Raw genomic sequence first — 26,800 nt, 5'->3', positions numbered from 1 at the left:
GGATTGAAAACTGCGGTTTAATTAAAAAAATCTGTACTTGGAAAAACGGACCCTAGAAGTTCCCGAGGAACCACTCTTTCATGCGTTGCCACACCGCCTTCACCGAACCGTCCTGTCGCGTCACGATGTGGCCGCGCAGGTACTGTTTTTTTGCCTCCAGCAGCAGACCGAGCACGGTGGCGTAGCGCGGGGAGCGCACCACGTCCGCCAACTGGCCGCGATAGTCCGGCGTGCCCAGGCGCGCCGGTTTGAGGAAGATGTCCTCCGCCATCTCGACCATGCCCGGCATGATGGAGGTGCCGCCGGTGAGCACGATGCCCGACGACAGGACGCCTTCATAGCCGGATTCGCGCACCACCTGGTGCACCATGGCGAACAGCTCTTCCACACGCGGCTCGACGACGGCCGCCAGCGCCTGGCGCGACAGGTTGCGGGGACCGCGGTCCCCCAGTCCCGGCACTTCCAGGTGTTCGCCCGGGTCGGCCAGCACCTGCTTGGCCACGCCGTAGCGTATCTTGATCTCCTCCGCCTCCGAGGTCGGCGTGCGCAGCGCCATCGCGATGTCGTTGGTGATCTGGTCGCCGGCGATCGGGATCACCGCCGTGTGGCGGATCGCGCCGTCCGAGAACACCGCCACGTCGGTGGTGCCGCCGCCGATGTCGATCAGCACCACGCCCAGCTCCTTCTCGTCCGGCGTCAGCACCGCGTCGGCCGAGGCCATCGGCTGCAGGATCAGGTCCGACACCTCCAGCCCGCAGCGGCGCACGCACTTGACGATGTTCTGCACCGCGCTCACCGCCCCCGTCACGATGTGCACCTTGACCTCCAGGCGGATGCCGCTCATGCCGATCGGCTCGCGCACATCCTCCTGGCTGTCGACGATGAATTCCTGCGGCACCGTGTGCAGCAATTGCTGGTCGGTCGGGATGTTAACCGCCTTCGCCGTTTCGATGACGCGCGCCACGTCGGTGGCGGTCACTTCCTTGTCCTTGATGGCCACCATGCCGCTCGAATTGAAGCTGCGGATATGGCTGCCCGCGATGCCGGCGTAGACATTGCGGATCTTGCAGTCGGCCATCAACTCCGCTTCCTCCAGCGCGCGCTGGATCGATTCCACGGTGGCTTCGATGTTGACGACCACGCCTTTTTTCAGGCCCTTGGATTCGTGCTGGCCCAGCCCGATCACTTCGTGGCGGCCGTCCGCCATCACTTCGGCCACCACGGCCACCACCTTGGAGGTGCCGATGTCGAGGCCGACGATCAGGTTTTTCGCGTCTTTAGTCATCTCTGTTTGCCTGTATTTGCCTGTATGCTTTTGAATTCTTCGTGTGCTACTTTTTCTTGCCTTCGGGCGGGATCTTCAACCCCGTCGCGCTCAAGGCCAGTCCGTTCTGGTAGCGCATGTCTATCGTTTCTATGCTCTGCACCCGCGCCGCCAGCTGCGGCCAGATGCGCACCAGGCGGTCCACCCGTTCCTTGAGCATGGTGCGGCTCTGCTCGCGCCCCAGCTCCACGCTCATGCCGTTGTCCAGCTTCACCGTCCACGCGTAGCGGCCCGACAGGTCCAGCCCCTTCGGCTCCAGCTTCACCGGCGAGAACCAGGAACGCAGCTCGCCGAAGCGCGACAGCACCTCCTTCTCGCTGCCCTCCGGCCCGGAGAACGCCGGCAGCTCGTGGTCCTCCTCCGCCTCGGCCAGGTTGGCGGTGAACACGTCGCCCTTGGTCGAGAGCAGGCGGCCGTCCTCGCCCCAGGTGCCCAGCGCCTCGTGCTCCTCCAGCGCCACGATCAGCTGGTCCGGCCATTCGCGGCGCACGCTGGCGCGGCGCACCCACGGCACCGATTCGAAGGCCTGCCTCACGCTGTCCAGGTTCGCGGTGAAGAAGTTGCCCTTGATGCGGCCGGCCGTGCCCGCGCGCAGCGTCAGGTGGTTCACATGGCGCAGGTCCGCCTGGTCCACCGTCTCCACGCGGATGGTGCGCAGGTCGAACATCGGACGCTGCGACAGCCACCACACGCCGGAAGCCGCGCAAGCCAGCGCCACCGCGGCGAAGATGCCGCTGGCGGTTGCGTTCAAGGCTTTCGCGTCTTGCCACATCTTTCCTTACTCCTTAACCCGGGCCATCTTCAACCGCGCCGAGCGCAGGATCTCCACGCACAGGTCCTCGTAGCTCACGCCTTCGGCGCGCGCCGCCATCGGCACCAGCGAGTGGCCCGTCATGCCGGGCGAGGTGTTCACCTCCAGCAGGAAGGGCTTGTTGTCGGCCTCGCGCAGCAGCACGTCGACCCGTCCCCAGCCCTCGCAGCCGACCGCGCGGTAAGCCGCCACCGCGATGCGCTGCATTTCAGCAGTGATCGCCGCGTCCAGCACCGCCGGGCAGAAATACTTGGTATCGTCGGTGAAGTATTTGTTCTGGTAGTCGTAGTTGCCCTCGGGCGCCACGATCTCCACCACGGGCAGCGCGCGCGCGCCCGCGCCGCCGCCCAGCACCGCCACGGTGAACTCGCGGCCGGTCACGAATTCCTCGGCCAGCACGGCGTCGTCCAGCGCGGCGGCGGCGTCGTACGCGGCCTGGAAGGCGGCGGTCTCGCCCACCTTGGTGATGCCGATGGTGGAGCCCTCGTGCGGCGGCTTGACGATCAGCGGCAGGCCCAGGTCGGCGGCCACTTGCGCCAGGTCCGACCGCGCGTCCAGCACCGCGTAACGCGGCGTCGGCAGGCCCTCGGCCAGCCACAGGATCTTGGTGGTGATCTTGTCCATGCCCACCGAGCTGGCCATCACGCCGCTGCCGGTGTAGGGAACGCCCAGCAATTCCAGCGCGCCCTGGATGCTGCCGTCCTCGCCGTAGCGGCCGTGCAGCGCGATGAACACGCGGTCGAACTTCTCGGCCGCCAGTTCGGCCAGCGTGCGCTGGCCGGGGTCGAAGCCGTGGGCGTCGACGCCCTTCGATTGCAAGGCCTGCAGCACGCCGGTGCCGGACATGAGGGACACTTCGCGCTCGGCGGAACTGCCGCCGAACAGCACGCCGACCTTGCCGAAGGCCTGGATCTCTTGTGTGGAAAGGGTCACGTCTTACACCTTCTGATAGGTAGTCAGTTTGTTGGGAACGCCGCTGATCGAGCCCGCGCCCATGGTCAGCACCACGTCGCCGTCGCGCACCACGTTCATGATGGTTTCCGGCATGTCGGCGATGTTCTCCACGAACACCGGCTCGGTCTTGCCGCGCGCGCGGATGGCGTGCGCCAGGGAGCGGCCGTCCGCCGCCACGATGGGCTGCTCGCCGGCCGCGTACACGTCGGCCAGCACCAGCACGTCCACGGTGGACAGCACGCGGGCGAAGTCCTCGAACAGGTCGCGGGTGCGGGTGTAGCGGTGCGGCTGGAAGGCCAGCACCAGTCGGCGGCCCGGATAGGCGGCGCGCGCGGCGGCCACGGTCACTTCCGTTTCCACCGGGTGGTGGCCGAAGTCGTCGACCAGGGCGAACGTTCCCTCGGCGGCGCCGGCATTCTTGATGGCGATGTCGCCATAGCGGGTGAAGCGGCGGCCGACGCCGGCGAAGCCGGCCAGGCCGGCCTGCGTCGCCGTGTCCGGAATGCCGATCTCGCGCGCGATGGCGATGGCCGAGCAGGCGTTCTGCACGTTGTGCATGCCGGGCTGGTTCAGCACCACGTCCAGGTCCGGATAGCCTTCCTGCAGCACCGTGAAGCGCATTTGCACGCCGTCGGCACGGGCGTTCACGGCGCGCACCTCCGCGTCCTCGTGGAAGCCGTAGGTGGTGATCGGCTTGGTCACGTGCGGGATGATGCTGCGCACGTGCTCGTCGTCGATGCACAGCATGGCGCGGCCGTAGAACGGCAGGCGGTGCGTGAAGTGCACGAAGGCCTGCTTCAGCTTCTCGAAGTCGTGCTCGTAGGTCTCCATGTGATCGGCGTCGATGTTGGTGATGACTTCGATCATGGGGGTGAGGTTCAGGAAGGAGGCGTCCGACTCGTCGGCCTCGGCCACCAGGTAGTCGCCGGTGCCCAGCTTGGCGTTGGCGCCGGCGGCGGTCAGGCGGCCGCCGATCACGAAGGTCGGGTCCAGGCCGCCCTGCGCCAGCACGGAGGCCACCAGGCTGGTGGTGGTGGTCTTGCCGTGGGTGCCTGCGATGGCGATGCCGCGCTTCAGGCGCATCAACTCGCCCAGCATGACCGCGCGCGGCACGATGGGGATCTTGCGCGCGCGCGCGGCGACCACTTCCGGATTGTCCGCCTTCACGGCGGTGGAGGTCACCACCGCGTCCGCGTCGCCGATGTGGGTCTCGGCGTGGCCCTGGTGGACCACGGCGCCCATGTCGATCAGGCGCTGGGTCACGGCGTTGGCGCCCAGGTCCGAACCGCTGACGTTGTAGCCCAGCGTGAGCAGCACCTCGGCGATGCCGCTCATGCCGCTGCCGCCGATGCCGACGAAATGGATGTTTTTGACTTTATGCTTCATGTGAGTTGTTCCAGTACTTTGGCGATCGCGTCGTTCGCGTCGCGTTTTCCAGCATTGCGCGCGGCCTCCGCCATGGTCTGGCAGGCGCCGCGCGTCAGCGTTTCCAGCAGGGCCGCCACGCTGTGCGGGTTCATTTCGGTTTGCGGCATGTGGATCGCCGCGTTCTGTTTCGCCATCCATTGCGCGTTGTCGCGCTGGTGGCTGGTGGTCGATGCCACCAGCGGCACCAGCACGCTGGGCACGCCGGCCGCCGTCAGTTCGGACACGGTGATCGCGCCGGCGCGGCAGATCACCAGGTCGGCGTCGGCGTAGGCGCGCGCCATGTCGTCGATGAAGTCCACCACGCTGGCCTTCACGCGCGCCTCGTCGTAGGCCGCGCGCAACGCCTCGATGTTCTTCTTGCCCGACTGGTGTGTCACGACCGGGCGCTTGTGCTCCGGGATCAGCGCCAGCGCGGCGGGCAGGTTGTCGTTCAGCGCCTTGGCGCCCAGGCTGCCGCCCACCACCAGGATGCGCAGCGCGCCGTCGCGGCCCGCGTAGCGTTGCGCCGGCGCGGCCATGTCCAGGATCTCCTGGCGCACCGGGTTGCCGGTGACGGTGGCCTTGCCGGCCGCGCTGCCGAAGTCCGCCGGGAAGCCGAAGCAGACCCGCTTGGCCACCGGCGCCAGCGTCTTGTTCGACAGCAGCAGCGCCGCGTCGGCGTTGACCAGCACCAGCGGCACGCCGCGCAGGCGCGACATCAGCCCGCCCGGCACGGTCACGTAGCCGCCCATGCCCAGCACCACGTCCGGCTTGCGGCGGCCCAGGAAGCCGAAGCAGTCGGCGAAGGCTTTCATCATCTTGAAGGCGCCGCCCACGGTGTGGCCCAGGCCCTTGCCGCGCATGCCGGAGAAATCGATGGCGTCCATCGCGATGCCGTGTTTCGGCACCAGGTCCTGCTCCATGCCGTGGCGCGTGCCCAGCCAGCTCACTTCCCAGCCGCGCGCGCGCATGGTCTGGGCGATCGCCAAGCCGGGGAAAATGTGGCCGCCGGTGCCGGCCGCCATGATCATCAGTCGTTTCATAGTCTGCCGCCGCGCATCAGGACCCGGTTCTCGTAGTCGATCCGAAGCAGGATCGCGAGTCCGACGCAGTTGATCAAAATACCCGTGCCGCCATAGCTCATCAGCGGCAGGGTCAGGCCCTTGGTCGGCAGCAGGCCGAGGTTCACGCCCATGTTGATGAAGGTCTGCACGCCGATCCAGATGCCGATGCCCTTGGCGGTGAGGCCGGCGAAGGTCTGGTCGATGGCGATGGCCTGGCGGCCGATGTCGAAGGCGCGCTTGACCAGCCAGTAGAACATGGCGATCACGATCAGCACCCCGGCCAGGCCCAGTTCCTCGCCGATCACGGCGAGCAGGAAGTCGGTGTGCGCCTCCGGCAGGTAGTGCAGCTTCTCCAGGCTGCCGCCCAGGCCAACGCCGAAAATCTCGCCGCGCCCGAAAGCGATCAGCGAGTGCGTCAGCTGGTAGGCCTTGTTCAGCGCGTTCTCCTCCTCCCAGGGATTGAGGTAGGCGAAGAAGCGGTCGCGCCGGAATTTCGACAGCGCGATGATGGAGACGAAGATCGTGACCAGCATGGCGCCGATGCCACCGAACCAGATCGCGTTGATCCCGCCCAGGAACAGGATGCCCATGGCGATGCAGACGATCACGCCGAAGGCGCCCAGGTCCGGCTCCAGCAGCAGCAGCAGGCCGACGAAGCTGACCGCCAGCGCCATCGGCATGAAGCCCTTGGTCAGCTTGTGCATGTATTCCTGCTTGCGCACGGTGTAGTCGGCCGCGTACAGCACGATCACCACCTTCATCAGCTCGGACGGCTGGAAGTTGAACAGCTTGAGCGACAGCCAGCGGCGGCCGCCGTTCACCACCACGCCCAGCCCCGGGATCAGCACCGCCAGCAGCAGCACCAGCGTGCCGATGAACAGGTAGGGCGCGGTCTTCTGCCAGGTGGCGATGGGAATGCGGAAGGCCAGCAGCCCGGCCAGCATCGACACCGCGATGAAGGTCGCCTGGCGCGTCAGGAAGTAGTTGTTCTTGTAGGCGGCGTACTTGGGCGAATCGGGCAGCGAGATCGAGGCCGAGTACACCATCACCATCCCCAGCAGCATGAGGATGAGCACCACCCACACCAGCAGCTGGTCGTACTCCATCATCTTCGACGGGCGCGCGCGGCTGTCTATCGCCGTGGAACCGGTCGAGGAGGAGAAGCGGAATGGCAGCTGGAAGGCCATGGATCAGAGCTCCTGTCCGGCGTCCAGCGCCACGTCGCGCACGGTGTCGACAAACACCTGGGCGCGATGCGCGTAGTTCTTGAACATGTCCAGGCTGGCGCAGGCCGGAGACAGCAGCACGCTGTCGCCAGGGCGGGCCAGCTTGGCGGCCATTTTCACGGCGGCCGGCAGGTCGGCGCCGCAATCGACCAGTTCCACGCCGGACGGCTCCAGCGCGGCGCGCAGCGCCGGCGCGTCGCGGCCGATCAGCAGCACGGCGCGCACGTAGCGCGACACCGGCTCGGCCAGCGGATCGAAGGCCTGGCCCTTGCCGTCGCCGCCGGCGATCAGCACCAGGCGCTGGCTGGCGCCGGCGAAGCTCTTGCCCAGGCCATTCAACGCGGCCACGGTGGCGCCCACGTTGGTGCCCTTGCTGTCGTCGTAGTAATCGACGCCGTTGATGGCGGCGATCATTTCCACCCGGTGCGGCTCGCCGCGGTATTCGCGCAGGCCGTGCAGCAGCGGCGCGAACGGCAGGCCGATGGCGCGGCACAGGGCCAGCGCCGCCAGCGCGTTCGAGGCGTTGTGCTGGCCGCGTATCTGCAGCGCGTCCGCCGGCATCAGGTTCTTGACGAGGCATTCCACCGGCTCGGGCGCGGCCTCGTTTTTCCGGCGCTTCTTTACTTCGACTTCCTCGCCCGGCACGGCCGTGGCCAGCCAGAACACGCCGCGCTCGTTGTGCAGGCCGAAGCTGTCCGCCTCGCGCGGTTCATCGGTGCCGAAGCTGACGTTCACGCCGGCCGGCGCGGCCATTCGCATCACGGCCGCGTCGTCGCGGTTCAGCACGCGCACGGTGTTGGCGCCGAAGATGCGCGCCTTGTCGGCGGCGTAGGCGTCCATCGATCCGTGCCAGTCCAGGTGGTCCTGGGTCACGTTCAGCACCGTGGCGGCGTCGGCCTCCAGCGTGAAGGTGGTGTGCAACTGGAAGCTGGACAGCTCCAGCACCCAAACCTGCGGCAGCTCGTCGGCCTCGATCACCTCGCGCAGCACGTCCAGCGCGGCCGGGCTGATATTGCCCGCCACGCGCACGCTGTTGCCGGCGCGGCGGCACAGCAGGCCTGTCAGGCTGGTGACGGTGGTCTTGCCGTTGGTGCCGGTGATGGCGATGACCTTGGGCGCGTAGCCGCGCTCCTCCCTCAGCGCCTTCAGCGCCTGGGCGAACAACTCGATCTCGCCCCACACCGGGATTTTCGCGGCGTTGGTGGCGGCGACGATGTCCTTCAGCTCGCGCTCCGGCGCCAGGCCGGGACTAACGGCGACGAAGTCCATGCCGTACAGCAGATCCATGACCAGCGGGCCGGAGACGAATTCGGCGTCCGGCACGGCCGCTTGCAGCGCGGCCAGGCGGTCCGCCACGCCGGCGGCGTCGCGGGTGTCGGCCACGCGCACGCGCGCGCCGCTGCGGGCCAGCCATAGCGCCATCGCCAGGCCGGATTCGCCCAGTCCGAGTACCAGTGCTCGTTTGCCTTCGTAGCTCATCGCAATGTCAACGCAGTTTCAACGTGGAGAGGCCGATCAGGACCAGCATCATCGTCACGATCCAGAAGCGGACGACGACCTGGGTTTCTTTCCAGCCTTTTTGTTCGAAGTGGTGGTGCAGCGGCGCCATCAGGAACACGCGGCGGCCGGTGCCGTAACGCTTCTTGGTGTATTTGAACCAGCCCACCTGGATGATCACCGACACCGTCTCGGCGACGAAGATGCCGCCCATGATGAACAGCACGATCTCCTGGCGCACGATGACGGCGATGGTGCCGAGCGCGCCGCCCAGCGCCAGCGCGCCGACGTCGCCCATGAACACTTGCGCGGGGTGCGTGTTATACCAGAGGAAGGCCAGGCCCGCCCCCGCCATCGCGCCGCAGAAGATGATCAACTCGCCGGCGCCGGGGATGTAGGGGATGAACAGGTATTTCGAGTACACCGAGCTGCCGGTCAGGTAGGCGAACAGGCCGAGCGCGGAGCCGACCATCACGGTCGGCATGACGGCCAGGCCGTCCAGGCCATCCGTGAAGTTGACGGCGTTGCTGCTGCCGACGATGACGCAATAGGTCAGCGCGATGAAGCCCCACACGCCCAGCGGGTAGCTGATGGTCTTGAAGAAGGGGACGATCAAGTCGGCCTTGGGCGGCAGGTCCATGGAGAAGCCGGACTGCACCCAGGCGAAGAACAGCTCGAACACCTTGGCCGGCGTGGGCGCGGACACCGAGAACGCCAGGTACAGCGCGGCGCCGATGCCGACCAGCGACTGCCAGAAGTATTTTTCGGCCGAGCGCATGCCTTCAGGGTCCTGGCGCACCACCTTGCGGTAGTCGTCCACCCAGCCCACGGCGCCGAAGCCCAGCGTGACGACCATGACGGGCCAGATCAGGCGGTTGGACCAGTCGCAGAACAGCAAGGTGGACACGCCGATCGCGATCAGCATCAGCACGCCGCCCATGGTGGGGGTGCCGTGTTTTTTCAGGTGGGTTTGCGGACCGTCGGTGCGCACGGCCTGGCCGTACTTCATGGCGGTCAGCTTGCGGATCACGGCGGGGCCGGCCCACAGGCCGATGACCAGCGCGGTGATGGTGGCGAATACGGCGCGTGCGGTGATGAAATTGAAAACGCGAAGGGGCCCGAAGACGTCCTGGTAATGTTGTGCGAGCCAAAGCAGCATGATTAGTGTGATTCCTTGTTAGCTTGTTGCGATCCAATCAAATGCTGCACGACCCGTTCCATCTTCATGAAGCGGGAGCCCTTGATCAATACGGTTGCATCCGGCGTCGCCACCGCATCCAGTGCGGACAGCAGCGCGTCGAATTCCTTGAAGTGGCGGGTGCGGCCGATGGCGGCCATGTGGCCCGCCAGGTCGCCCGTCACCAGCACGTGTTCGATGTTCTTGCCTGCGGCATAGGCGGCGATCTCCTCGTGGAACTCGCGGCCCTGGGTGCCGACCTCGCCCATGTCGCCCAGCACCAGCACGCGCGGCGCGGCGGCCTTGGCCAGCACGTCGATGGCGGCGCGCACCGAGTCCGGGTTGGCGTTGTAGCTGTCGTCGACGACGACGGCGCCGTTGGCGGCGGCCTTCTTTTGCAGGCGGCCGCTGACCGGCGCGAAGGTGTCCAGGCCCAGCTTGATATGCTCGGCGGCGATGCCCGCGGCGTGCGTGCAGGCGACGGCGGCCAGCGCGTTCAGCACATTGTGGTCGCCCGCCGCCCGCAGGGCGACGAAGAACTGCAGGGGCTCGCCCCCGCCTTCCCGCACGGTGATGAACATCTGGTTGCCGAAGTCGCCCGCGCGGTAGGTGCAGGAGACGTTGGCTTCCTTGGTCAGGCCGAAGGTCAGCGCGCGGCGTTCGCCGGCGAGCTCGCGCCAGACCGGCGTGAACTCGTCGCCATGCGGGAACACGGCCACGCCGTCGGCGGCCAGCGCGGACAGCACGGCGCCGTTCTCGCGCGCCACCGCTTCCACGGTGTGCATGAATTCCTGGTGCTCGCGCTGCGCGTTGTTGACCATGGCGATGGTGGGCTCGGCGATGGCGGCCAGGCGGCCGATCTCGCCGGGATGGTTCATGCCCAGCTCCACCACGGCGGACTTGTGCGACGCGTCCAGGCGGAACAGCGTGAGCGGCACGCCGATCTCGTTGTTCAGGTTGCCGCGCGTGGCCAGGCGGCCGTCCTCGGTGTGGGCGGCGGCCAGGATGGAGGAGATCATTTCCTTCACCGTGGTCTTGCCGTTGCTGCCGGTGACGCCGATGACGGGCAGCGCGAAGCGCTTGCGCCAGTGGTTGGCGATGCGGCCCAGTGCGTGCAGCGTGTCGGGAACCAGCAGTGCGGGCAAGGTCCAGCCCTCGGGCAGTTGTTCCGCCACGACGGCGGCGACGCCCTTCCCGGCCACCTGCTCCAGGAAGTCGTGGGCGTCGAAGGTTTCGCCGCGCAGGGCGACGAACAGCGCACCGGCGGCCACGGTGCGGCTGTCGGTGGAAACGCCGCTTATCGCGACGGCGTCAGGTTGAGCGAAATTCGTGGCGTGCGCGCCGGCGCCGGGCACGAAAGTCGCGCCCGGAATTGCCGCCAGCAGCTGTGCCAGTGTTGCGTGCATCAATTGGTCCTCATCATGGTCAAACGCGCGGACAGCGCCAGTTGCGCATGGTCCGCGTCTGAAAACGGCATCTTGCGGCCCTTGATTTCCTGGTAGGGCTCGTGGCCCTTCCCCGCCAGCAGGATCACGTCCGGCTTGGCGGCGTGCTTGATGGCGGACAGGATGGCGGCCGCGCGGTCTTCCACGGTCTGGAATACCGAGGTGGGGTGGTTCTGTTCCATGCCGGCGACGATCTGCGCGATGATGGCGTGCGGATCCTCGCTGCGCGGGTTGTCGCTGGTGACCAGCACATGGTCCGCCGCCTGCGCGATGCGGCCCATTTGCGGACGCTTGCCCGGATCGCGGTCGCCGCCGCAGCCGAACACGCACCACAGCTGGCCGCCGCGCTCCCGCGCCACCTGGCGCAGGGTCTCCAGCGTCTTTTCCAGCGCGTCCGGCGTGTGGGCGTAGTCGATGACGACCATGGGCGCGTCCTGGCCGCCCACCTGCTGCATGCGGCCGGGGGCCGGCGTCAGCGCCTCGATGGCGTCCACGGCGGCGCGCAGCGCCACGCCCTTGGCCAGCAGCGCGCCCAGCACGGCCAGCGCGTTGCTGATGTTGAACTGGCCCACCAGGCGGGTCTTCACGTGGGCCTGGCCCCGCGGGCTGTCCAGGTGGAATTCGGTGCCGGCGCTGCGGGTACGGAACTGGCTGGCGCGCAGCATGGCGACACCGGCGATGTCCGGCCGGGCGGCGGCGTCGGCCAGCGTGTAGCCCATGACTGGCGTGCCGCGCGCGAGCATGCGCTGCGCCAGGCGCATCCCCATGGCGTCGTCCAGGTTGACGACGGCGGTCTTCAAGCCGGGCCAGTCGAACAGTTTGGTCTTGGCGGCCTCGTAGGCCGCCATGTCGCCATGGTGGTCCAGGTGGTCGCGCGTGAGGTTGGTGAACAGCGCGGTGTCGAAGTGCATGCCCTCGGTGCGGCCCAGGTCCAGCGCGATCGAGGTCACCTCGATCGCCAGCGCCTGCGCGCCCGCGTCGCGCGTCTCGGCCAGCTTGCGCGCCAGCAGCACGGCGTCCGGCGTGGTGTAGCCGGTGGGGTCGTATTCCACCTCGCCGCGCGCGCGGAACATGCCCACGCCCAGCGTGCCGATGACGGCGGTCTGGCTGCCCAGGCGGCTCATGGCCTGGCCCAGCCACACGGCGCAGGAGGTCTTGCCGTTGGTGCCGGTCACGCCGACCGTATACATGGCGGCGTCGGGCTGGTTGTAATAGGCGTGCGCGATCGGACCGGAGGCCGGCTTCAGGCCGGCCACCTCCAGGCGCGGCACGGTCCAGGCGGGGTCCCATGCCGAACCTTCGGCCTCCAGCACCACGGCGGCCGCGCCCTGCGCGATGGCGGCGGCGATGTAGTCGCGGCCGTCCTTGCCGTCGCCCGGATAGGCGAAGAAGACATCGCCCGCCTTCACGCGGCGCGAGTCCGAGGCCAACTGCCCGTCGGGAGCGGCCTGCTTGATCCAGTTGCTGATTTCTGTAGGTGTCATGGCGCTCATTACATGGCCTCCGGTCCGCTATCGGCGGGAACGACGATTTCGGTGACGGACGAATCCGGCGGCACGTTCATGGAACGTAGCGCGTTGGCTGCGACGGCAGCGAAAGTCGGCGCGGCGACCTGGCCGCCGTAATGGCCGCCCTGGGTCGGTTCGTCGATCATGACGGCGATGATGAAGCGCGGGTTCGACATCGGCACCATGCCGACGAAGGAGCCGATGTATTTGCGCGGAATGGCGTAGCGGCCGTTCTCCACCTTGTAGGCGGTGCCGGTCTTGCCGCCGGCGCGGTAGCCCGGAATCTGCGCCTGCTTGGCGGTGCCGTCCTTGCCGGACACCACCAGCTCCAGCATCTCGCGCATCTGGCGCGCGGTCTGCGGCTTGATCACCTGCTGGCCCGCCGGCAGTTCCTTGACCTTCTGGAACGACAGCGGGATGGTGTCGCCGTCGCGCGCGAACATCATGTAGGCGCGCGCCAGCTGGATCAGCGACACGGAAATGCCGTTGCCGTAGCTCATGGTGGCCTGCTCGATCGGGCGCCACGATTTGTAGGGGCGCACGCGGCCGGCCACCGCGCCGGGGAAGCCCCACTTCGGCTGCTGGCCGAAGCCGACCTTGGTGAACATCTCCCACATTTCCTGGGACGGCATGCTGAGCGCGATCTTGGAGGTGCCGATGTTGGACGACATCTCGATGATCTGGCTGACGTTGATGGTGCCGTGGCCCTTGGTGTCGCTGATGGTGCGGTCCAGGATGGTGTAGCGGCCGTTGCCCGTGTCTATATAGGTGTTGGGGTTGACGCGGTTGGTGTCCATCGCCAGCGCCACGGTGAAGGGCTTGAGCGTGGAGCCGGGCTCGAAGGTGTCCGTCATCACGCGGTTGCGCAGCTGCGCGCCGGTCAGCGCGCGGCGGTCGTTCGGGTCGTAGCTCGGGTAGTTGGCCAGCGCCAGCACCTCGCCGGTGTGCACGTCCAGCACCACGGCGCCGCCGGCCTTGGCCTTGAACTTCTCCACCGCGCCCTTCAGGTGCGTGAAGGCGATGTACTGGATCTTGCTGTCGACCGACAGCGTCAGGTCCTTGCCGTCGTGCGGCTCGTGGATGGAGCCGATGTCCTCGACGATGTGGCCCAGGCGATCCTTGATCACGCGGCGGCTGCCGGTGGTGCCCTGCAGCGTCTTTTGCTGCGCCAGCTCCATGCTTTCCTGGCCGATGTCCTCCACGTTGGTGAAGCCCACCACGTGCGTCATCACCTCGCCCTGCGGGTAGAAGCGCTTGTATTCCTTGCGCGCGTCGATTCCGTCGATCTTCAGCGCGGCGATCTTGTCGGCGATGTCCATCTCCACCTGCCGTTTCAGGTAGACGAAGTTACGGTCCGAATCGAGCTTCTTTCGCAGGTCCGCCTCGCTCATCTCGAGCAGGCCGGCCAGCGCCGCGATCTTCTCCGGCGGGGCCTGCAGCACGTCGTCCGGGATCGCCCAGATGGCCTTCACCGGCACCGAGGAGGCCAGCACCTGGCCGTTGCGGTCCATGATCTTGCCGCGCGTTGCCGGCAGCTCCAGCGTGCGGGCGTAGCGGATCTCGCCCTGCGCCTGCAGGAACTGGGTGGACAGGCCCTGCAGCCACAGCGCGCGGATGGCCAGCGCGGCGAAGGCGGCGAACAGCACGAACAGCACCACGCGCGAACGCCAGACCGGCAGGCTGACCGCCAGCATCGGGCTTTTCGAGAACGGCACGCCCTTGGAACGTGCCACGCGCGCGCCGCTGGCGCCGCCGCCGGAGCGCATCATTGGCCACCTTCCGTCAGGTATTGGGTGCGGTTGGCCGTCAGCTGCGTCATGTTCAGGTCGCGGCGGGCGATTTCCTCGATGCGGGCGTGCTTGCCCAGCGTGGACTGGTCCAGCTGCAGCTGCGCCCAGTCGATGTCGAGCTGGCGCGCCTGGGCCTGGGCGCGCTCCAGGTCGCGGAACAGGTGGCGCGCCTGGTACTGCGCGTTCACCAGCGACAGCGCGCAGCCGACCAGGATCGCGGCCAGGATGGCGTTGATCTTGAAGCTCATCGCGCGCCCCCGGCGGCGGCCGTGGCCACATACGGCAGGCGGCGCGCCACTCGCATCACCGCCGAGCGGGCGCGCGGGTTGGCGTCGACCTCGGCGTCGGACGGCTTGATCTTGGCCAGCAGCTTCAGCTCCGGCCGCGGCAGGTCGACCGCGCGGATCGGCAGGCGGCGGTCCGGCTGCGGCACGTTGGCCTTGGAGGCGAAGAAGCGCTTGACCATGCGGTCCTCCAGCGAGTGGAAGCTGATGATGGCCAGGATGCCGCCCGGCGCCACGCAGTCGTAGGCGTGCGTCAGTCCTGCCTCGAGGTCCTCAAGTTCCTTATTGATGTGAATCCGGATAGCCTGAAAGGTGCGGGTGGCCGGATCCTTGCCCTTTTCCCGAGTCTTGACCGCGCCTGCCACGATTGCGGCAAGCTGTCGTGTGCTTGAAATTGGCTCGACTGCCCGGCGAGCAACAATCGCCTTTGCAATCTGAAAAGCAAACCGTTCTTCCCCATATTCCTTGATCACCTTTTCCAAGTTTTCCACGGTTTCGGTGGCCACCCACTCCGCCGCCGACTGGCCGCGCGTGGTGTCCATCCGCATGTCCAGCGGCCCATCGTTACGGAAACTGAAGCCGCGCGCGGCGTCATCCACCTGGGGCGAGGAAATGCCCAGGTCCAGCAAAATGCCGTCCACCTTGCCGATGCCGCGCTCGGCCAGCGCGTCGGCCATGGTGGCGAAGCTGTCGTGCACGATCTGGAAGCGCGGGTCGGCGATCTGTTCGGCGGTGGCGATGGCCTGCGGATCCTTGTCGAAAGCGATCAGGCGCGCGGCGGCGCCCAGGCGCGACAGGATCAGGCGGCTGTGGCCGCCGCGGCCGAAGGTGCCGTCTATGTAAATCCCGTCGGCGCGGGGGCCGGTCAGGTCGAGGGCATCGACCGCTTCATCCAACAGCACAGTACGATGCTGGAATTCGGGCACCGCGGAAATCGTCATCTGGCGGGCCTTAGAAAGAAAAATCGTTGAGTGCGTCGGGCATGCCGGCGTCGATGGTTTGCAGCTCGTTCTCGGCGCGCTTGGCCGGATCCCAGATTTCGAAATGCGTGAACATGCCGGACAGGATCACCTCGCGGCCCAGGCCGACGGCGTCGCGCAGCTCGGGCGCGACCAGGATGCGGCCGGCGCTGTCCATTTCCACGTCGCTGGCGTTGCCCAGCAGAATGCGTTGCCAGCCGCGGGCCGACATCGGCCAGGCGGCGATCTGGTCGCGCTTGGCTTCCCAGACATGGCGGGGGTACATCAACAGGCAACCGTCCGGGTGTTTGGTGAGCGTGAGGCGGCCTTCGCACTGGATAGCCAGTGCGTCGCGATGCTTGGCGGGAATAGACATCCTGCCTTTCGCATCGAGAGTGATCGCGGAAGCGCCTTGAAACACGGGTTTACCTTTGTTGACCTAATAGAAATGTTTTTGCCGGTTCAGCGGCGCCGTGATGCAAAAGTCTCGTCCAGAAATCCCACAAAACCACACTTTTTCACACAGTTGCCCACTTTAGAGGATGGCAAGATGGTGGTCAAGCGCTTTCCAATTGGAAAAAGGGTGAATTTATTAATGAAATTAAGGACTTAGCGCCGATACCTTATCCAGCCTCTAATCAAAATGTGCCGTGAAATTAGGTACTTATGAAAGATACTGAAAGTGCAACCTCATCAGTGTGACTGTCATTTCGCATGTCATCGAGTAAGAAATGATGTCAAGAAAAAAATGAAACAAATGTATATAGTTGCCCGATGACAACAAAGGCGTGATTAAATGACAACAATGGAGTTGGCGGTCCGTGAAGGTGGGAAAACGGGCTGAAACGGGAGGATCGGGCGGAATCCGGCACGCTGGCACGCTTTGCGCGCGGCCAGGCAAGACAGCGGAGGTACGACCTGCGACAACTTAAAGTGATACATTAACACGGCAACCGCGACAACTTGTATAGACAAATTATGACCCACGAGGGCGGGCCATCCATGCCCGATTATACGCCCAACGCGCGATAGCGACGTTCAAACGGGCGCGTCCCAGGCCTTGGCGCGCTCGACCGCGCGGCCCCAGCGCGCCAGCAGCGATTGCCGCTGGTCGGCGCCCATGGCGGGGTCGAAGCGGCGCTCGCATTGCCACTGCGCGGCGATCTCCTCCCGGCTCTCCCAATAGCCGACCGCCAGCCCCGCCAGGTGGGCCGCGCCCAGCGCCGTGGTCTCGGTGACCCTGGGCCGCAGCACGGGCACGCCCAGCAGGTCGGCCTGGAATTGCATCAGCAGGTCGTTGCGGGCGGCGCCGCCGTCGGCGCGCACCTCGGCCAGCGGGATGGCGCGGTGCGAGGCGGCCACGTCCCTCTGCATCGCCTCCAGCAGTTCGGCGCTCTGGTAGGCGATCGATTCCACCGCCGCGCGGGCGATGTGGCCGGCGCCACTGCCGCGCGTCAGCCCCAGCAGCGCGCCGCGCGCGTACGGGTCCCAGTGCGGCGCGCCCAGCCCGGCGAAGGCCGGCACCAGCAGCACGCCGCCGCTGTCCGGCACGCTGGACGCCAGCGCTTCCACGTCGCTGGACCGCTTGATGATGCCCAGGCCGTCGCGCAGCCATTGCACGGTGGCGCCGCCCATGAACACGCCGCCCTCCAGCAGGTACTCGGTGCGGCCGTCCACCCGCCAGCCCACGGTGGACAGCAAGCGGTGCCGCGACACGGCGGGCTGCTTGCCCACATGCATCAGCATGAAGCAGCCGGTGCCGTAGGTGTTCTTGACCATGCCGGGGCTGTGGCAGGCCTGGCCGAAGGTGGCGGCCTGCTGGTCGCCGGCGATGCCGGCCACGGGAATGGCGGCGCCGAACCAGTTGGCGCGCGTGACGCCGATCTCCTCGCTGGACGAGACCACCTGCGGCAGCAGCTGCTCGGGGATGTCAAACAGCTGCAACAGGTCGGCATCCCACCGCATCAGGTGGATATTGAACAGCATCGTGCGGGAGGCGTTGCTGACGTCGGTGACGTGCGCGCCGCACAGTTTCCAGGCCAGCCAGCTGTCGATGGTGCCGAAGGCCAGCGCCCCGTGCCGCGCCCGTTCGCGCGCGCCGGGCACATGGTCGAGCAGCCATTTGAGCTTGGTGGCGGAAAAATAGGCGTCCAGTTCGAGGCCGGTGCGCTCGGCGATCATGCCGGCCTTGCCGTCGGCGCGCAGGCGCTCGCACAGGTCGGCGGTGCGGCGGTCTTGCCAGACGATGGCGGGGGCGATCGGCTCGCCGCTCTTGCGGTCCCAGACCAGCGTGGTCTCGCGCTGGTTGGCGATGCCGATGGCCTGGACCTGGCGGGCGTCGACATGGTTGTCCTGCAGGACCTTGCGGGCGACGGTGATCTGGCTGTTCCAGATGTCGTTCGGGTCGTGCTCGACCCAGCCCGGACGGGGATAGTGCTGCGGATACTCCTGCGCCGCGCATCCGGCGATGCGCCCCTGGTGATCGAACAGGATCGCCCGGGAACTGGTCGTGCCCTGATCGAGGGCCAGGATGTATTTTTTCATCGGCGGTAGTCCTGGTGAAGGAACACAACCTGTGTATGTAGTTGAAGCAAGCCGATAGGCCGGATTTTGTTACGGCGCTCGCCCTTGCGGGTCCGCGCTATGACAGCCATTCCTCTAGGCGACGGATTACTCCGCCGCTCAAGCTTTCTACCCGCACGCTCCGCGAGCAGCATCATCGCGTGCCTATTTGAAATTGCACCAGGTGGAGGTTACCGCGTTTCACCGTAACTTAATACGCTCGTCTCTGTGGCCCTATTCCTCGCCTTATACCCCCGGCTCGCGCCGGAAGGCTTTCAGCGGACGGCCGTTAACCGTCACCCCGCTCTATGGAGTCCGGACCTTCCTCCCGCCTTTGCATTGCTGCATCGGCCAGCGGCTGTCTGGCTTGCTTCAGGGCATATTGTACCTTATCGGCCCGCCCCATGGCCCGTGCGTGTAAATTGGTGTCGCGATTTCAAAAGCCGCGCGCCGCGCCACGGGCATAGAATGCGGATCGGAGACAACCACAAGAAGGCAAGGACATGACACATCCCTCACGTACCGGTGGCCAGATACTCGTCGACGCCCTGAAGATCCATGGCGTGGACACCGCGTTCGGCGTACCCGGCGAAAGCTACCTGGACGTGCTCGACGCGCTGCACGAATCGGGCATCCGCTTCATCATCAACCGCCAGGAGGGCGGCGCCGCCTTCATGGCCGACGCCTACGGCAAGATGACCGGCCGGCCCGGCGTCTGCTTCGTCACCCGCGGCCCCGGCGCCACCAACGCGTCCATCGGCGTGCACACGGCGTTCCAGGACTCGACCCCGATGATCCTGTTCATCGGCCAGGTCGGCGGCGACTTCATGGACCGCGAGGCCTTCCAGGAGATCGACTACCGCCGCATGTTCGGCCAGATGGCCAAATGGGTGGCGCAGATCGACCGCGCCGACCGCATCCCGGAATACATGGCGCGCGCCTTCCAGGTGGCCACCAGCGGCCGTCCCGGCCCCGTGGTGCTGGCCCTGCCGGAGGACATGCTGACCGCCACCGCCGCCGTGGCCGACACGGGCCGCTACCAGCCGGTGCAAGCGTCCCCTTCCGCCGCGCAGATCGCACGGCTGCGGGAGATGCTGGCGGGCGCCCGGCGCCCGCTGCTGCTGCTGGGCGGCGGCGGCTGGAACGCCGGGGCCTGCGCCGACATCCAGCGCTTCGCCGAGGCCAACGCGCTGCCGGTGGCCTGCGCCTTCCGCTTCCAGGACCTGCTGGACAACGCGCACCCCCACTACGCTGGCGACGTGGGCATCGGCATCAATCCGAAACTGGCCGCGCGCGTGCGCGACGCCGACGTGCTGATCGCCATCGGCCCGCGCCTGGGCGAGATGACCACCGGCGGCTACGCGCTGCTGTCGTCGCCGGTGCCGACGCAGCGCCTGGTGCACATCCACGCGGGAACGGAGGAGCTGGGCAGCGTGTACCAGGCCGAATTGATGATCGCCAGCGGCATGCCGCAGGCGGCCTCCATGCTGGCCGCAATGGCGCCGGTGGACAGCGCCGCCTGGCACGGCGCGGTGGCGGAGGCGAAGGCCGAGCTGCTGGCCTACCAGGAACAGCCGCCCATCTTCCAGGACGGCAAGGCGCCGCTGAACCTGTGGCAAGTGGTGCGGGACATCGGCGCGCTGGCGCCGGCCGACACCATCATCACCAACGGCGCGGGCAATTACGCGACCTGGGCGCACCGCTTCCACCGCTACGGCGGCATGCGCACCCAGCTGGCGCCCACCAGCGGGGCGATGGGCTACTCGGTGCCGTCCGGCGTGGCGGCGAAGATCGTCGATCCCGCCCGCACCGTGATCACCTTCGCGGGCGACGGCGAGTACCTGATGAACGGCCAGGAACTGGCCACGGCCGTGCAGTACGACGCGGGTGTCATCATTATCGTGTTCAATAACGGCATGTTCGGCACCATACGGATGCACCAGGAGAAAAATTATCCGGGACGGGTGTCCGGCACCAGCCTGCGCAATCCGGATTTCGCGGCGCTGGCCAGGGCCTACGGCGCCAGCGGCGAGGTGGTGGAAACGACGGCGGCGTTCGCGCCGGCGCTGGCGCGCGCGCTGGCGCACACGCGGGACAAGAAACTGCCGGCGGTGATCGAGCTGCGCTACGACGGCAACCTGATCACGCCTGGAGCGACGCTGGAGACCATACGCAAGCAGGCCGAGGCGGCGCTGGCCGCGAAATCCTAGCGGCCAATGGTCAGCTGTGTCAGGCGGGCGGGTCAGGTGCTCTGCGTGGCCGGCGCGGCCTGCTTGACCGGGCTTTCCTGCGGCACCGTCGGCTGGCCGGGCCTGGTCCGCTCCGGCCGCTCCGGCTGTTCGGGCGCCTCTTCCAGGGGCGCCGGCGGCGCTTCCGGGCACGGTTTGCAGGCCGCCGGCTGGCGGCCGAAATCGGTCACCTTCCGCAGCGTGGCGGGCGCGCCGGGCTGGCCGCAAAATCCGCCATCGAGCACCAAGGTGGCGCCATTGTCCTTGAATTTGCCGCTGATGGTGCGCTCCTCCCCGTCCAGCTCCACGGTGAAGTACATCTGCGCGCCGTTCGGGCCGATATTGACGTCGCTGGCCACGATGGGCCAGCTCAGGCCGCCGGCCGTGAATTCGTAGATCACCGTGTCGACCTCGGCGAAACGCTGCACGCTGATGCGCTGGCCGCCGAACTCGCCGCTGCCCGGGTGCACGCACAGGTCGGAATACACGGCCATGCCGTAGCGCTGCAAGCCCTTGCCGGCGGGCGGCTTGGCGGCGGCCGGTTTCTGTGCCGGTTTCTGTGCCGGATTCTGGGCCACCCTGGGCGCGGCGATGGCGGCGCAGGAGGCCATCAGGGCGAAGCAGGCGATCTGGTGGGCGATTCTCATGCCCGCATTCTAGCATCGCCATAAACAAAAACGGCGGCCCGAAGGCCGCCGTTCAGCGTTCAAATGCCGCTAAAGCGCATTAGAACATGTGTTTCACGCCCACGTTGAAGGCTTTGTCGCCCGAACCGGCTTCGGAGTTGTTGCCAACGGTGTAGCTGGCGCCGCGCTTGTTTTTGATCTTGGCGTATGCAACGTAGGAGCTGGTACGCTTGGACAGGGCGTGCGAGTAGCCCAGTGCCCACTGGTTGGCGTCACGGTTCGCCACTTCGTTGTCGTCCTTGCGGATGTACGAAGCGATCAGGGTGCCAGCGGCGCCGATAGGCGCGGTTGCGCCGACCAGGACGGTGTCGCTGTCGTTCGAAGCGGCAACGGCGGTCGCGGTGTAGGCGGTGGCGTTAGGCAGAGGCGACGAACCTGGGCCCTTGTCCTTGCTGTAGGCGGCGAAGGCTTTGACGACGTTGAAGTTGTAGTTCGCGGCCACGATGGTGGTGCGCGCGCTGTCGCGGTTCACCACTGGGGCCAGGCCGGTCGCGGTGTCGTTGTTGCGGTTGTTGTAGGCAACGCGCACGTTCAGGCCTTTGTTTTCGTAGCCCACGCCCAGGCCCAGTTGACGGCCGGCGTTCGATTCGGCTTGTTCGCCCACGCCGTATTGGAACTCGCCCGAGAAGCCGTTCACGTTAGGCGATTTGTAGTTCACGGCGTTGCTGAAGCGAACGTTGCCGCCCGAAGCGCCGAACAGGTTTTTAGCGGAACCGGCCAGGCCAGCGGCGAACGGGTCGGCCACGGTCGCCAGGGTCAGGTAGGCAGGGGTGTACTGACGGCCCAGGGTCACGGAACCGGCCGTTTTCGACGACAGGCCAACGTACGATTGACGCTGGAACAGGCCAGCGGCGTCGCCCACGCCGGTATCGGCGGCGAAGCCCGATTCCAGCACGAACACTGCGGACAGGCCGCCACCCAGATCTTCGGTGCCGCGGAAGCCGATGCGGGAAGCGCTGCCCACGCCGCTGCTTACCTTGGTTACATTACCGGCTTTGCCGCCGCGCTCGCTCACCAGGCCGGCATCGACGATACCGTAGATGGTCACGTTGGTTTGCGCGAGAGCGACATTGCTCATTGCACCCAGAACTGCGATGGAGATCAGAGTTTTTTTCATTAGAGTTTCCTTCAGTTTGTGTTGCAAAAATAGGTAAAGCCAGACTGCCACGGCTTAAATTCTGTACTTTTCTCAGCACCCGTTATGCGGGAGCTACTTATGCGTGAGGGCACTCCCCGGTTGCCTCTGTGCTGTCTCGGATATGAAACACACACTCACTTTTTTTGGTGGCCGTCGCCATCGATTCCGGCTTTTTCGTACGGAGCTCCAAGGCTCCGGAGGCGGCACTATACTGGCGCTTCGACATTGAATCAAGTGTCAACATTTCACCGGTGTGCCCCTTGCGGCCACTGTTTTCGCCCGTTTTGCGAGTCGTCGAGGAACTGTAGACCAATCGGCAAATTGAGCTAAATCGCATTATTTATACCTCAAACCTAGCATTTTTGCTTGTATTCATTTGTTATAAGTATTTTCCGCAATAGCAATGCTAGGCCGTTCAGGCATGGGTTTTGGGCCGTTCGGCCCATCATTCGACAAATATAGTGCGTGCCCCCTTGACGGCCGCCGCGCGCGTCCTATCGTGTAATTGAGCCCATCAGCGACCACGCGCATCCCACCCGCCGTTTTATTGACGTAGAACAACAATTTTCCAAATTTTTTCGCTTATTTTTGAAGTTTCTTGTCTATGACAAAATGATGACATTCCGCATATTCTTGCAGATTGGTATCGATGGCCACCGTGTGTCGTGGACAAGGGGTTTCATAGGGACGCTCATGGTGGAAAACCGCATTTGGACGCGCCACTTTCCCGCTCGAAACGAATGTAGAATGCACTCCCAACAAGGGCTCCGCCCCCCGTAACACAGCGCGACCATGAAGCCGGTGGCCGCATTCGAGCAATATGAACACTGAGGCCCCATCTTTGACAGTCCCCAGTACGATCAGTGACGTTGAGCGCGATACCGGCGTCGCCAAGGAAACCTTGCGTGTCTGGGAGCGCCGTTACGACTTCCCTCAGCCGCTGCGCGATCCGTTCGGCGAGCGCGTCTACCCGACGGAACAGGTGGTCAAACTGCGCCTGGTCAAGCGGCTGATCGACCTCGGTTTCCGTCCGGGCAAGGTCATCCAGTACAGCCCCGAGGAATTGCAGGCGCTGGCGGAAAAAGTCGCCGACAGCGGCAAGGCGCGCGCCCGCACCCAGCATCCCGAACTCCAGGTCTACCTCGACTTGTGCAAATCGCACCAGATGGACGCCTTGCGCCGCAAGCTGTCGCAGGCGCTGCTGGTGATGGGCTTGAAAAGCTTCGTCATCGACCTCGTCACGCCGCTCACCGTGCTGGTGGGCGACGCCTGGGCCTCCGGCCGCTTCGCGGTGTTCGAGGAGCATTTGTTCGCGGAATCGCTGCAGATGGTGATGCGTAGCGCGATCTTCTCGGTGCCGCAGGCGAACGCCAGCCACAACGGCGCGCCGCGTCCCCGCATCCTGCTGACCACGCTGCCGCAGGAACGCCATGGCCTGGGCCTGCTGATGGCCGAGGCATTGTTCGCCGCCGAGGGCGCGCACGCGATCTCGCTGGGCATCCAGACGCCGGTGCCGGACATCGCCGACGCCGCCTCCAGCCTGGGCGCTGACATCGTGGCGCTGTCGCTGTCGGCCTCGATGAATCCCCGCCAGGCGCTGGACGGCCTGAAGGAATTGCGCGCCCGGCTGCCCGATTCGGTCGAGATCTGGGCCGGCGGCAGCTGCTCCGCCCTGCGCAAGCGTCCCCCGGCGTTCATCCGCGTCTATCACCTGCCCGAGATCGCCGGCGGCATCGCGGACTGGCGCCAGCGGGTGCGCGGCCAGGTCTGAGCCGCCGCGCCCCGGGACGCGGCCGCGCGCTCTGGTAGAATACCGGCTGATCTCCAGTCCGGCCTTGGCCGGACTTTCCGCTTGAAGCCCTCTACCGCACACCCATGTTCAGTTTCTTCAAGAAAAAACCTGCCCAGCCAGAAACGCCCGCCGCCGCGCCAGAAGCGGCCGCGGCCACCGCCGCCCCCACCGTAGCGCCCGCCGCGCCGGCGCCCGCGCCCAGCCAGGCGCCCGCTTCGGTGTCCGCCCCCTTCGCCCCCTTCGCCGCCCCCGCCACCGAGCAGGACAAGCCGTCGTGGATGACGCGCCTGAAGGCCGGCCTGTCCAAAACCTCGGCCAACCTGTCGGTGCTGTTCGTCGGCGCCAAGATCGACGAGGACCTGTACGACGAGCTGGAGGCGGCCCTGCTGATGTCCGACGCCGGCATCGACGCCACCCAGTACCTGCTGGACGCGCTCAGGCGCAAGGTCAAGGAGGACAAGCTGCTGGACGCGGCCGCCGTCAAGGCCGCGCTGAAAACGCTGATGATCGACCTGCTGAGCCCGCTGCAAAAGCCGTTCGAGCTGGGCCGCCACCAGCCGCTGGTGATGATGATTTCCGGCGTCAACGGCGCCGGCAAGACCACCACCATCGGCAAGCTGGCCAAGCACATGCAGACGCACAACCAGTCGGTACTGTTGGCCGCGGGCGACACTTTCCGCGCCGCCGCGCGCGAGCAACTGATGGTGTGGGGTCAACGCAACAATGTCACCGTGATCTCGCAGGAATCCGGCGATCCGGCCGCCGTGTCGTACGACGCGGTGCAGTCGGCCAAGGCGCGCGGCATCGACGTCGTCATGATCGACACCGCCGGCCGCCTGCCGACCCAGCTGCACCTGATGGAGGAACTGAAGAAGGTCAAGCGCGTGATCGGCAAGGGCATGGAGGGCGCCCCGCACGAGACGCTGCTGGTAATCGACGGCAACACCGGCCAGAACGCGCTGGCCCAGGTGAAGGCCTTCGACGACGCGCTGGGCCTGTCCGGCCTGATCATCACCAAGCTGGACGGCACGGCCAAGGGCGGCGTGATCGCCGCCATCGCCCGCGTGCGTCCGGTGCCCGTGTACTTCATCGGCATCGGCGAGCGCATCGAGGACTTGCAGCCGTTCAACGCCACGGAATTCGTCGAAGCCCTGCTGGGCTAAGGGAAGCGCGCATGATTGAATTCCAGCATGTCTCGAAACAGTACTCGGCCGACGCCACCGCCCTGCGCGACGTCACGCTGACGGTGGAAAAAGGCGAACTGGTGTTCCTGGCCGGCCCCTCGGGCGCCGGCAAGTCCACCCTGCTGAAAATGATCGCCGCGATGGAACGCCCCAGCTCGGGCAAGGTCATCGTCAACGGCCAGGACATCGGCAAGCTGAAAGCGGCCGGCGTGCCCTTCCTGCGGCGCAACCTGGGCCTGATCTTCCAGGAGCAGCGCTTGCTGGCCGACCGCTCCATCCTCGCCAACGTGATGATGCCGCTGATGGTGACCGGCGCCCCGCGCGCCCAGGCCGAGCAGCGCGCCCGCGCCGCGCTCGACAAGGTGGGCCTGGCCGACCGCGCCGGCGCCTCGCCGCTGGCCCTGTCCGGCGGCGAACAGCAGCGCGTGTCGATCGCGCGCGCCATCGTCAACCGGCCGCAGATCATCCTGGCCGACGAGCCCACCGCCAACCTGGACCGCGCCAGCGCCGAACGCGTGTTCGACGCGTTGAAGGCCTTCCATTCGGTGGGCGTCACCTGCCTGATCTCCACCCACGACGAGCAGGTGCTGGACGCCGCCGCGCGGGTGATCCACCTGCGGCAGGGCCAGCTGGAGGACGCCGGCGCGGCCAGCGCCGCCGGAGCTGGCGCGGGAGCGGCGGCATGAGCAACTGGTTCCGCCAACACGGCTTCGCACTGGCCGCCGCGCTGGTGCATCTGCGCCGCGCGCCGGGCAGTTTCCTGTTCAACATCCTGGTGGTGGCGATCGCGCTGGCCCTGCCCTTCATGGGCATGACCTTGCTGGACAATGTGCGTCCGCTGTCCGAGCAGATGTCGGTCGATCCGGAAATCAGCATCTTCCTCAAGCAGGACACGCCGCGCGAGCAGGCCGCCGCCCTCGCCTCGCCGCTGCGCGAGCTGGCGCGGGACGCCAAGATCATCTTCGTGCCGCGCGAAAAGGCGCTGGACAGCCTGAAGGACAAGAGCGGCCTGGCCGAGGTGCTGGCCACGCTGGGCGACAATCCGCTGCCGGACAGCTACATCGTCAAGCTGGACGCCTTCCGCAGCGCGGCCGCCGGCATCGACGTCGACCTGCTGGCCGACGGCATGCGCGCCCTGCCGGGCGTGGACACGGTGCAGATCGATTCGGCCTGGGTCAAGCGCCTGGCCGCGCTGATCGGCGTGCTCAAGCTGGCGCTGCTGCTGCTGGCCGCGACCCTGGGCACGGTGGTGGTGGCCGTGGTGTTCAACACCATCCGCCTGCAGGTGTTGACGCAGCGCGAGGAAATCCTGGTGTCCAAGCTGATCGGCGCCACCGACACCTTCATCCACCGGCCCTTCTATTACACCGGCGCGCTGCTGGGCCTGTGCGCGGGCGCCGTGGCGCTGGGCGCGGTGGCGCTGGCGCTGCGGCCGCTGAACACGGCCATCGCCGAGTTCGCGCGGCTGTACGCGTCCGAATTCCAGCTGGCGCCGCTGGAACCGGCGCCCATGGTCCTGCTGCTGGCCCTGTCCGCCAGCCTGGGCCTGGTGGGCGCCGTGCTGTCCGTGCAACGCCATTTGGCCCGCCTGAATTAATCCCAAGCAAGTGCCCACCACGCGGCGCGGCGCAATCCGCCGCTGCGTGCGTTCCCGCACAGTTTTCAAGCCCTTCCGCCACTATTCTGACCGTGTTTGATTCAGCGCAAAGCTCGTGCATTTGTGTCGGCGTTTAATGCAAAGCATCGGGTGCGTTCAACTAATAG

22 protein-coding genes and 1 other RNA gene are annotated in these 26,800 nt (G+C 66.6%); 5 read left to right on the top strand and 18 right to left on the bottom strand.

Translation table 11 applies throughout. The features are described from left to right. Positions 1–52: 52 nt before the first annotated feature. From ftsA to rnpB, 16 genes are all read right to left on the bottom strand, one after another. Positions 53–1,285 carry a cell division protein FtsA gene (gene ftsA / locus BM436_RS01295; RefSeq protein WP_093552653.1) on the bottom strand — a complete coding sequence of 411 codons (1,233 nt, stop codon included), beginning with the start codon at positions 1,283–1,285 and terminating at the stop codon, positions 53–55. 46 nt (positions 1,286–1,331) lie between these two features. Then, positions 1,332–2,096, bottom strand: coding sequence for a cell division protein FtsQ/DivIB (locus BM436_RS01290; protein WP_093552651.1), 765 nt, complete (start codon positions 2,094–2,096; stop codon positions 1,332–1,334). A 6-nt stretch (positions 2,097–2,102) separates the two neighbouring features. Then, the gene (locus BM436_RS01285) at positions 2,103–3,068 is read right to left on the bottom strand and encodes a D-alanine--D-alanine ligase (RefSeq protein ID WP_093552649.1); all 966 of its coding nucleotides are present in this window, start codon (positions 3,066–3,068) and stop codon (positions 2,103–2,105) included. 3 nt (positions 3,069–3,071) lie between these two features. Then, entirely contained in the window at positions 3,072–4,475 is a 1,404-nt protein-coding gene (gene murC, locus BM436_RS01280) for a UDP-N-acetylmuramate--L-alanine ligase (protein WP_093552647.1), read from the bottom strand. Further along, complete coding sequence (murG, locus tag BM436_RS01275) at positions 4,472–5,539, bottom strand: undecaprenyldiphospho-muramoylpentapeptide beta-N-acetylglucosaminyltransferase (RefSeq protein WP_093552645.1); 1,068 nt, start codon at positions 5,537–5,539, stop codon at positions 4,472–4,474. Before murG ends, murC begins: the two co-directional genes overlap by 4 nt. Continuing rightward, entirely contained in the window at positions 5,536–6,747 is a 1,212-nt protein-coding gene (gene ftsW, locus BM436_RS01270) for a putative lipid II flippase FtsW (RefSeq protein ID WP_093552643.1), read from the bottom strand. Before ftsW ends, murG begins: the two co-directional genes overlap by 4 nt. A 3-nt stretch (positions 6,748–6,750) precedes the next feature. Then, positions 6,751–8,265: a UDP-N-acetylmuramoyl-L-alanine--D-glutamate ligase gene (murD, locus tag BM436_RS01265; protein ID WP_093552641.1), complete on the bottom strand. Its 1,515-nt coding sequence runs from the start codon at positions 8,263–8,265 to the stop codon at positions 6,751–6,753. A 7-nt stretch (positions 8,266–8,272) separates the two neighbouring features. Beyond that, complete coding sequence (mraY, locus tag BM436_RS01260; protein ID WP_093552639.1) at positions 8,273–9,442, bottom strand: phospho-N-acetylmuramoyl-pentapeptide-transferase; 1,170 nt, start codon at positions 9,440–9,442, stop codon at positions 8,273–8,275. Positions 9,443–9,444: 2 nt separating this feature from the next. Continuing rightward, on the bottom strand, positions 9,445–10,866 hold the full coding sequence (locus BM436_RS01255) for a UDP-N-acetylmuramoyl-tripeptide--D-alanyl-D-alanine ligase (RefSeq protein ID WP_093552637.1): 1,422 nt from the start codon (positions 10,864–10,866) through the stop codon (positions 9,445–9,447). Then, complete coding sequence (locus tag BM436_RS01250; protein WP_093552635.1) at positions 10,866–12,398, bottom strand: UDP-N-acetylmuramoyl-L-alanyl-D-glutamate--2,6-diaminopimelate ligase; 1,533 nt, start codon at positions 12,396–12,398, stop codon at positions 10,866–10,868. Before BM436_RS01250 ends, BM436_RS01255 begins: the two co-directional genes overlap by 1 nt. Further along, entirely contained in the window at positions 12,398–14,179 is a 1,782-nt protein-coding gene (locus BM436_RS01245; protein WP_093553000.1) for a peptidoglycan D,D-transpeptidase FtsI family protein, read from the bottom strand. The genes BM436_RS01250 and BM436_RS01245 overlap by 1 nt, the downstream gene beginning before the upstream one ends. Then, a complete protein-coding gene (gene ftsL, locus BM436_RS01240) occupies positions 14,179–14,451 on the bottom strand; it encodes a cell division protein FtsL (RefSeq protein ID WP_093552633.1) in 273 nt (90 codons plus the stop codon). The genes BM436_RS01245 and ftsL overlap by 1 nt, the downstream gene beginning before the upstream one ends. Continuing rightward, positions 14,448–15,428, bottom strand: coding sequence for a 16S rRNA (cytosine(1402)-N(4))-methyltransferase RsmH (rsmH, locus tag BM436_RS01235; RefSeq protein WP_093552631.1), 981 nt, complete (start codon positions 15,426–15,428; stop codon positions 14,448–14,450). Before rsmH ends, ftsL begins: the two co-directional genes overlap by 4 nt. Positions 15,429–15,438: 10 nt before the next feature. Next, positions 15,439–15,867: a division/cell wall cluster transcriptional repressor MraZ gene (mraZ, locus tag BM436_RS01230; RefSeq protein WP_093552629.1), complete on the bottom strand. Its 429-nt coding sequence runs from the start codon at positions 15,865–15,867 to the stop codon at positions 15,439–15,441. 617 nt (positions 15,868–16,484) lie between these two features. Next, positions 16,485–17,990, bottom strand: a complete 1,506-nt coding sequence (gene glpK, locus BM436_RS01225; RefSeq protein ID WP_093552627.1) for a glycerol kinase GlpK — start codon at positions 17,988–17,990, stop codon at positions 16,485–16,487. A 39-nt stretch (positions 17,991–18,029) separates the two neighbouring features. Further along, an RNA gene (gene rnpB, locus BM436_RS01220) (RNase P RNA component class A) lies at positions 18,030–18,382 on the bottom strand. 129 nt (positions 18,383–18,511) lie between these two features. On the opposite strand from rnpB, the gene BM436_RS01215 reads away from it, so the two are divergent. Continuing rightward, positions 18,512–20,218 (top strand): thiamine pyrophosphate-binding protein, encoded by a 1,707-nt coding sequence (locus BM436_RS01215; protein WP_093552625.1) that lies wholly within the window; start codon positions 18,512–18,514, stop codon positions 20,216–20,218. 32 nt (positions 20,219–20,250) lie between these two features. Here BM436_RS01215 and BM436_RS01210 read toward each other — a convergent pair whose 3' ends face one another. Next, on the bottom strand, positions 20,251–20,883 hold the full coding sequence (locus BM436_RS01210; RefSeq protein ID WP_177306874.1) for a hypothetical protein: 633 nt from the start codon (positions 20,881–20,883) through the stop codon (positions 20,251–20,253). Between the two features lie 79 nt (positions 20,884–20,962). Beyond that, positions 20,963–22,039: a porin gene (locus tag BM436_RS01205; RefSeq protein ID WP_093552623.1), complete on the bottom strand. Its 1,077-nt coding sequence runs from the start codon at positions 22,037–22,039 to the stop codon at positions 20,963–20,965. 841 nt (positions 22,040–22,880) lie between these two features. Here BM436_RS01205 and BM436_RS01200 point away from each other — a divergent pair. The 4 genes from BM436_RS01200 to ftsX all read left to right on the top strand — a co-directional run bounded on the left by BM436_RS01200 (position 22,881) and on the right by ftsX (position 26,633). Then, positions 22,881–23,831, top strand: a complete 951-nt coding sequence (locus BM436_RS01200) for a MerR family transcriptional regulator (protein WP_093552621.1) — start codon at positions 22,881–22,883, stop codon at positions 23,829–23,831. 104 nt (positions 23,832–23,935) lie between these two features. After that, the gene (gene ftsY, locus BM436_RS01195) at positions 23,936–25,015 is read left to right on the top strand and encodes a signal recognition particle-docking protein FtsY (protein WP_093552619.1); all 1,080 of its coding nucleotides are present in this window, start codon (positions 23,936–23,938) and stop codon (positions 25,013–25,015) included. Positions 25,016–25,026: 11 nt separating this feature from the next. After that, positions 25,027–25,722 carry a cell division ATP-binding protein FtsE gene (locus tag BM436_RS01190; protein WP_093552617.1) on the top strand — a complete coding sequence of 232 codons (696 nt, stop codon included), beginning with the start codon at positions 25,027–25,029 and terminating at the stop codon, positions 25,720–25,722. Continuing rightward, positions 25,719–26,633 (top strand): permease-like cell division protein FtsX, encoded by a 915-nt coding sequence (ftsX, locus tag BM436_RS01185; protein WP_093552615.1) that lies wholly within the window; start codon positions 25,719–25,721, stop codon positions 26,631–26,633. The genes BM436_RS01190 and ftsX overlap by 4 nt, the downstream gene beginning before the upstream one ends. Positions 26,634–26,800: the final 167 nt, after the last annotated feature.

This window comes from Pseudoduganella namucuonensis (genome assembly GCF_900116645.1).
GTDB classification, from domain to species: domain Bacteria; phylum Pseudomonadota; class Gammaproteobacteria; order Burkholderiales; family Burkholderiaceae_D; genus Rugamonas; species Rugamonas namucuonensis.
Note: the sequence above shows the minus strand (reverse complement) of the source record. Positions and strands in the feature narration are given on the sequence as shown.

Bases quoted from the DNA above. Each gene is read 5' to 3' on its own strand.
- ftsA (WP_093552653.1), bottom strand. From the start codon at position 1,285: ATGACTAAAGACGCGAAAAACCTGATCGTCGGCCTCGACATCGGCACC.
- BM436_RS01290 (WP_093552651.1), bottom strand. From the start codon at position 2,096: ATGTGGCAAGACGCGAAAGCCTTGAACGCAACCGCCAGCGGCATCTTC.
- murC (WP_093552647.1), bottom strand. From the start codon at position 4,475: ATGAAGCATAAAGTCAAAAACATCCATTTCGTCGGCATCGGCGGCAGC.
- murG (WP_093552645.1), bottom strand. From the start codon at position 5,539: ATGAAACGACTGATGATCATGGCGGCCGGCACCGGCGGCCACATTTTC.
- ftsW (WP_093552643.1), bottom strand. From the start codon at position 6,747: ATGGCCTTCCAGCTGCCATTCCGCTTCTCCTCCTCGACCGGTTCCACG.
- murD (WP_093552641.1), bottom strand. From the start codon at position 8,265: ATGAGCTACGAAGGCAAACGAGCACTGGTACTCGGACTGGGCGAATCC.
- mraY (WP_093552639.1), bottom strand. From the start codon at position 9,442: ATGCTGCTTTGGCTCGCACAACATTACCAGGACGTCTTCGGGCCCCTT.
- BM436_RS01255 (WP_093552637.1), bottom strand. From the start codon at position 10,866: ATGCACGCAACACTGGCACAGCTGCTGGCGGCAATTCCGGGCGCGACT.
- BM436_RS01250 (WP_093552635.1), bottom strand. From the start codon at position 12,398: ATGAGCGCCATGACACCTACAGAAATCAGCAACTGGATCAAGCAGGCC.
- BM436_RS01245 (WP_093553000.1), bottom strand. From the start codon at position 14,179: ATGCGCTCCGGCGGCGGCGCCAGCGGCGCGCGCGTGGCACGTTCCAAG.
- ftsL (WP_093552633.1), bottom strand. From the start codon at position 14,451: ATGAGCTTCAAGATCAACGCCATCCTGGCCGCGATCCTGGTCGGCTGC.
- rsmH (WP_093552631.1), bottom strand. From the start codon at position 15,428: ATGACGATTTCCGCGGTGCCCGAATTCCAGCATCGTACTGTGCTGTTG.
- glpK (WP_093552627.1), bottom strand. From the start codon at position 17,990: ATGAAAAAATACATCCTGGCCCTCGATCAGGGCACGACCAGTTCCCGG.
- BM436_RS01215 (WP_093552625.1), top strand. From the start codon at position 18,512: ATGACACATCCCTCACGTACCGGTGGCCAGATACTCGTCGACGCCCTG.
- BM436_RS01210 (WP_177306874.1), bottom strand. From the start codon at position 20,883: ATGAGAATCGCCCACCAGATCGCCTGCTTCGCCCTGATGGCCTCCTGC.
- BM436_RS01205 (WP_093552623.1), bottom strand. From the start codon at position 22,039: ATGAAAAAAACTCTGATCTCCATCGCAGTTCTGGGTGCAATGAGCAAT.
- BM436_RS01200 (WP_093552621.1), top strand. From the start codon at position 22,881: ATGAACACTGAGGCCCCATCTTTGACAGTCCCCAGTACGATCAGTGAC.
- ftsY (WP_093552619.1), top strand. From the start codon at position 23,936: ATGTTCAGTTTCTTCAAGAAAAAACCTGCCCAGCCAGAAACGCCCGCC.
- BM436_RS01190 (WP_093552617.1), top strand. From the start codon at position 25,027: ATGATTGAATTCCAGCATGTCTCGAAACAGTACTCGGCCGACGCCACC.
- ftsX (WP_093552615.1), top strand. From the start codon at position 25,719: ATGAGCAACTGGTTCCGCCAACACGGCTTCGCACTGGCCGCCGCGCTG.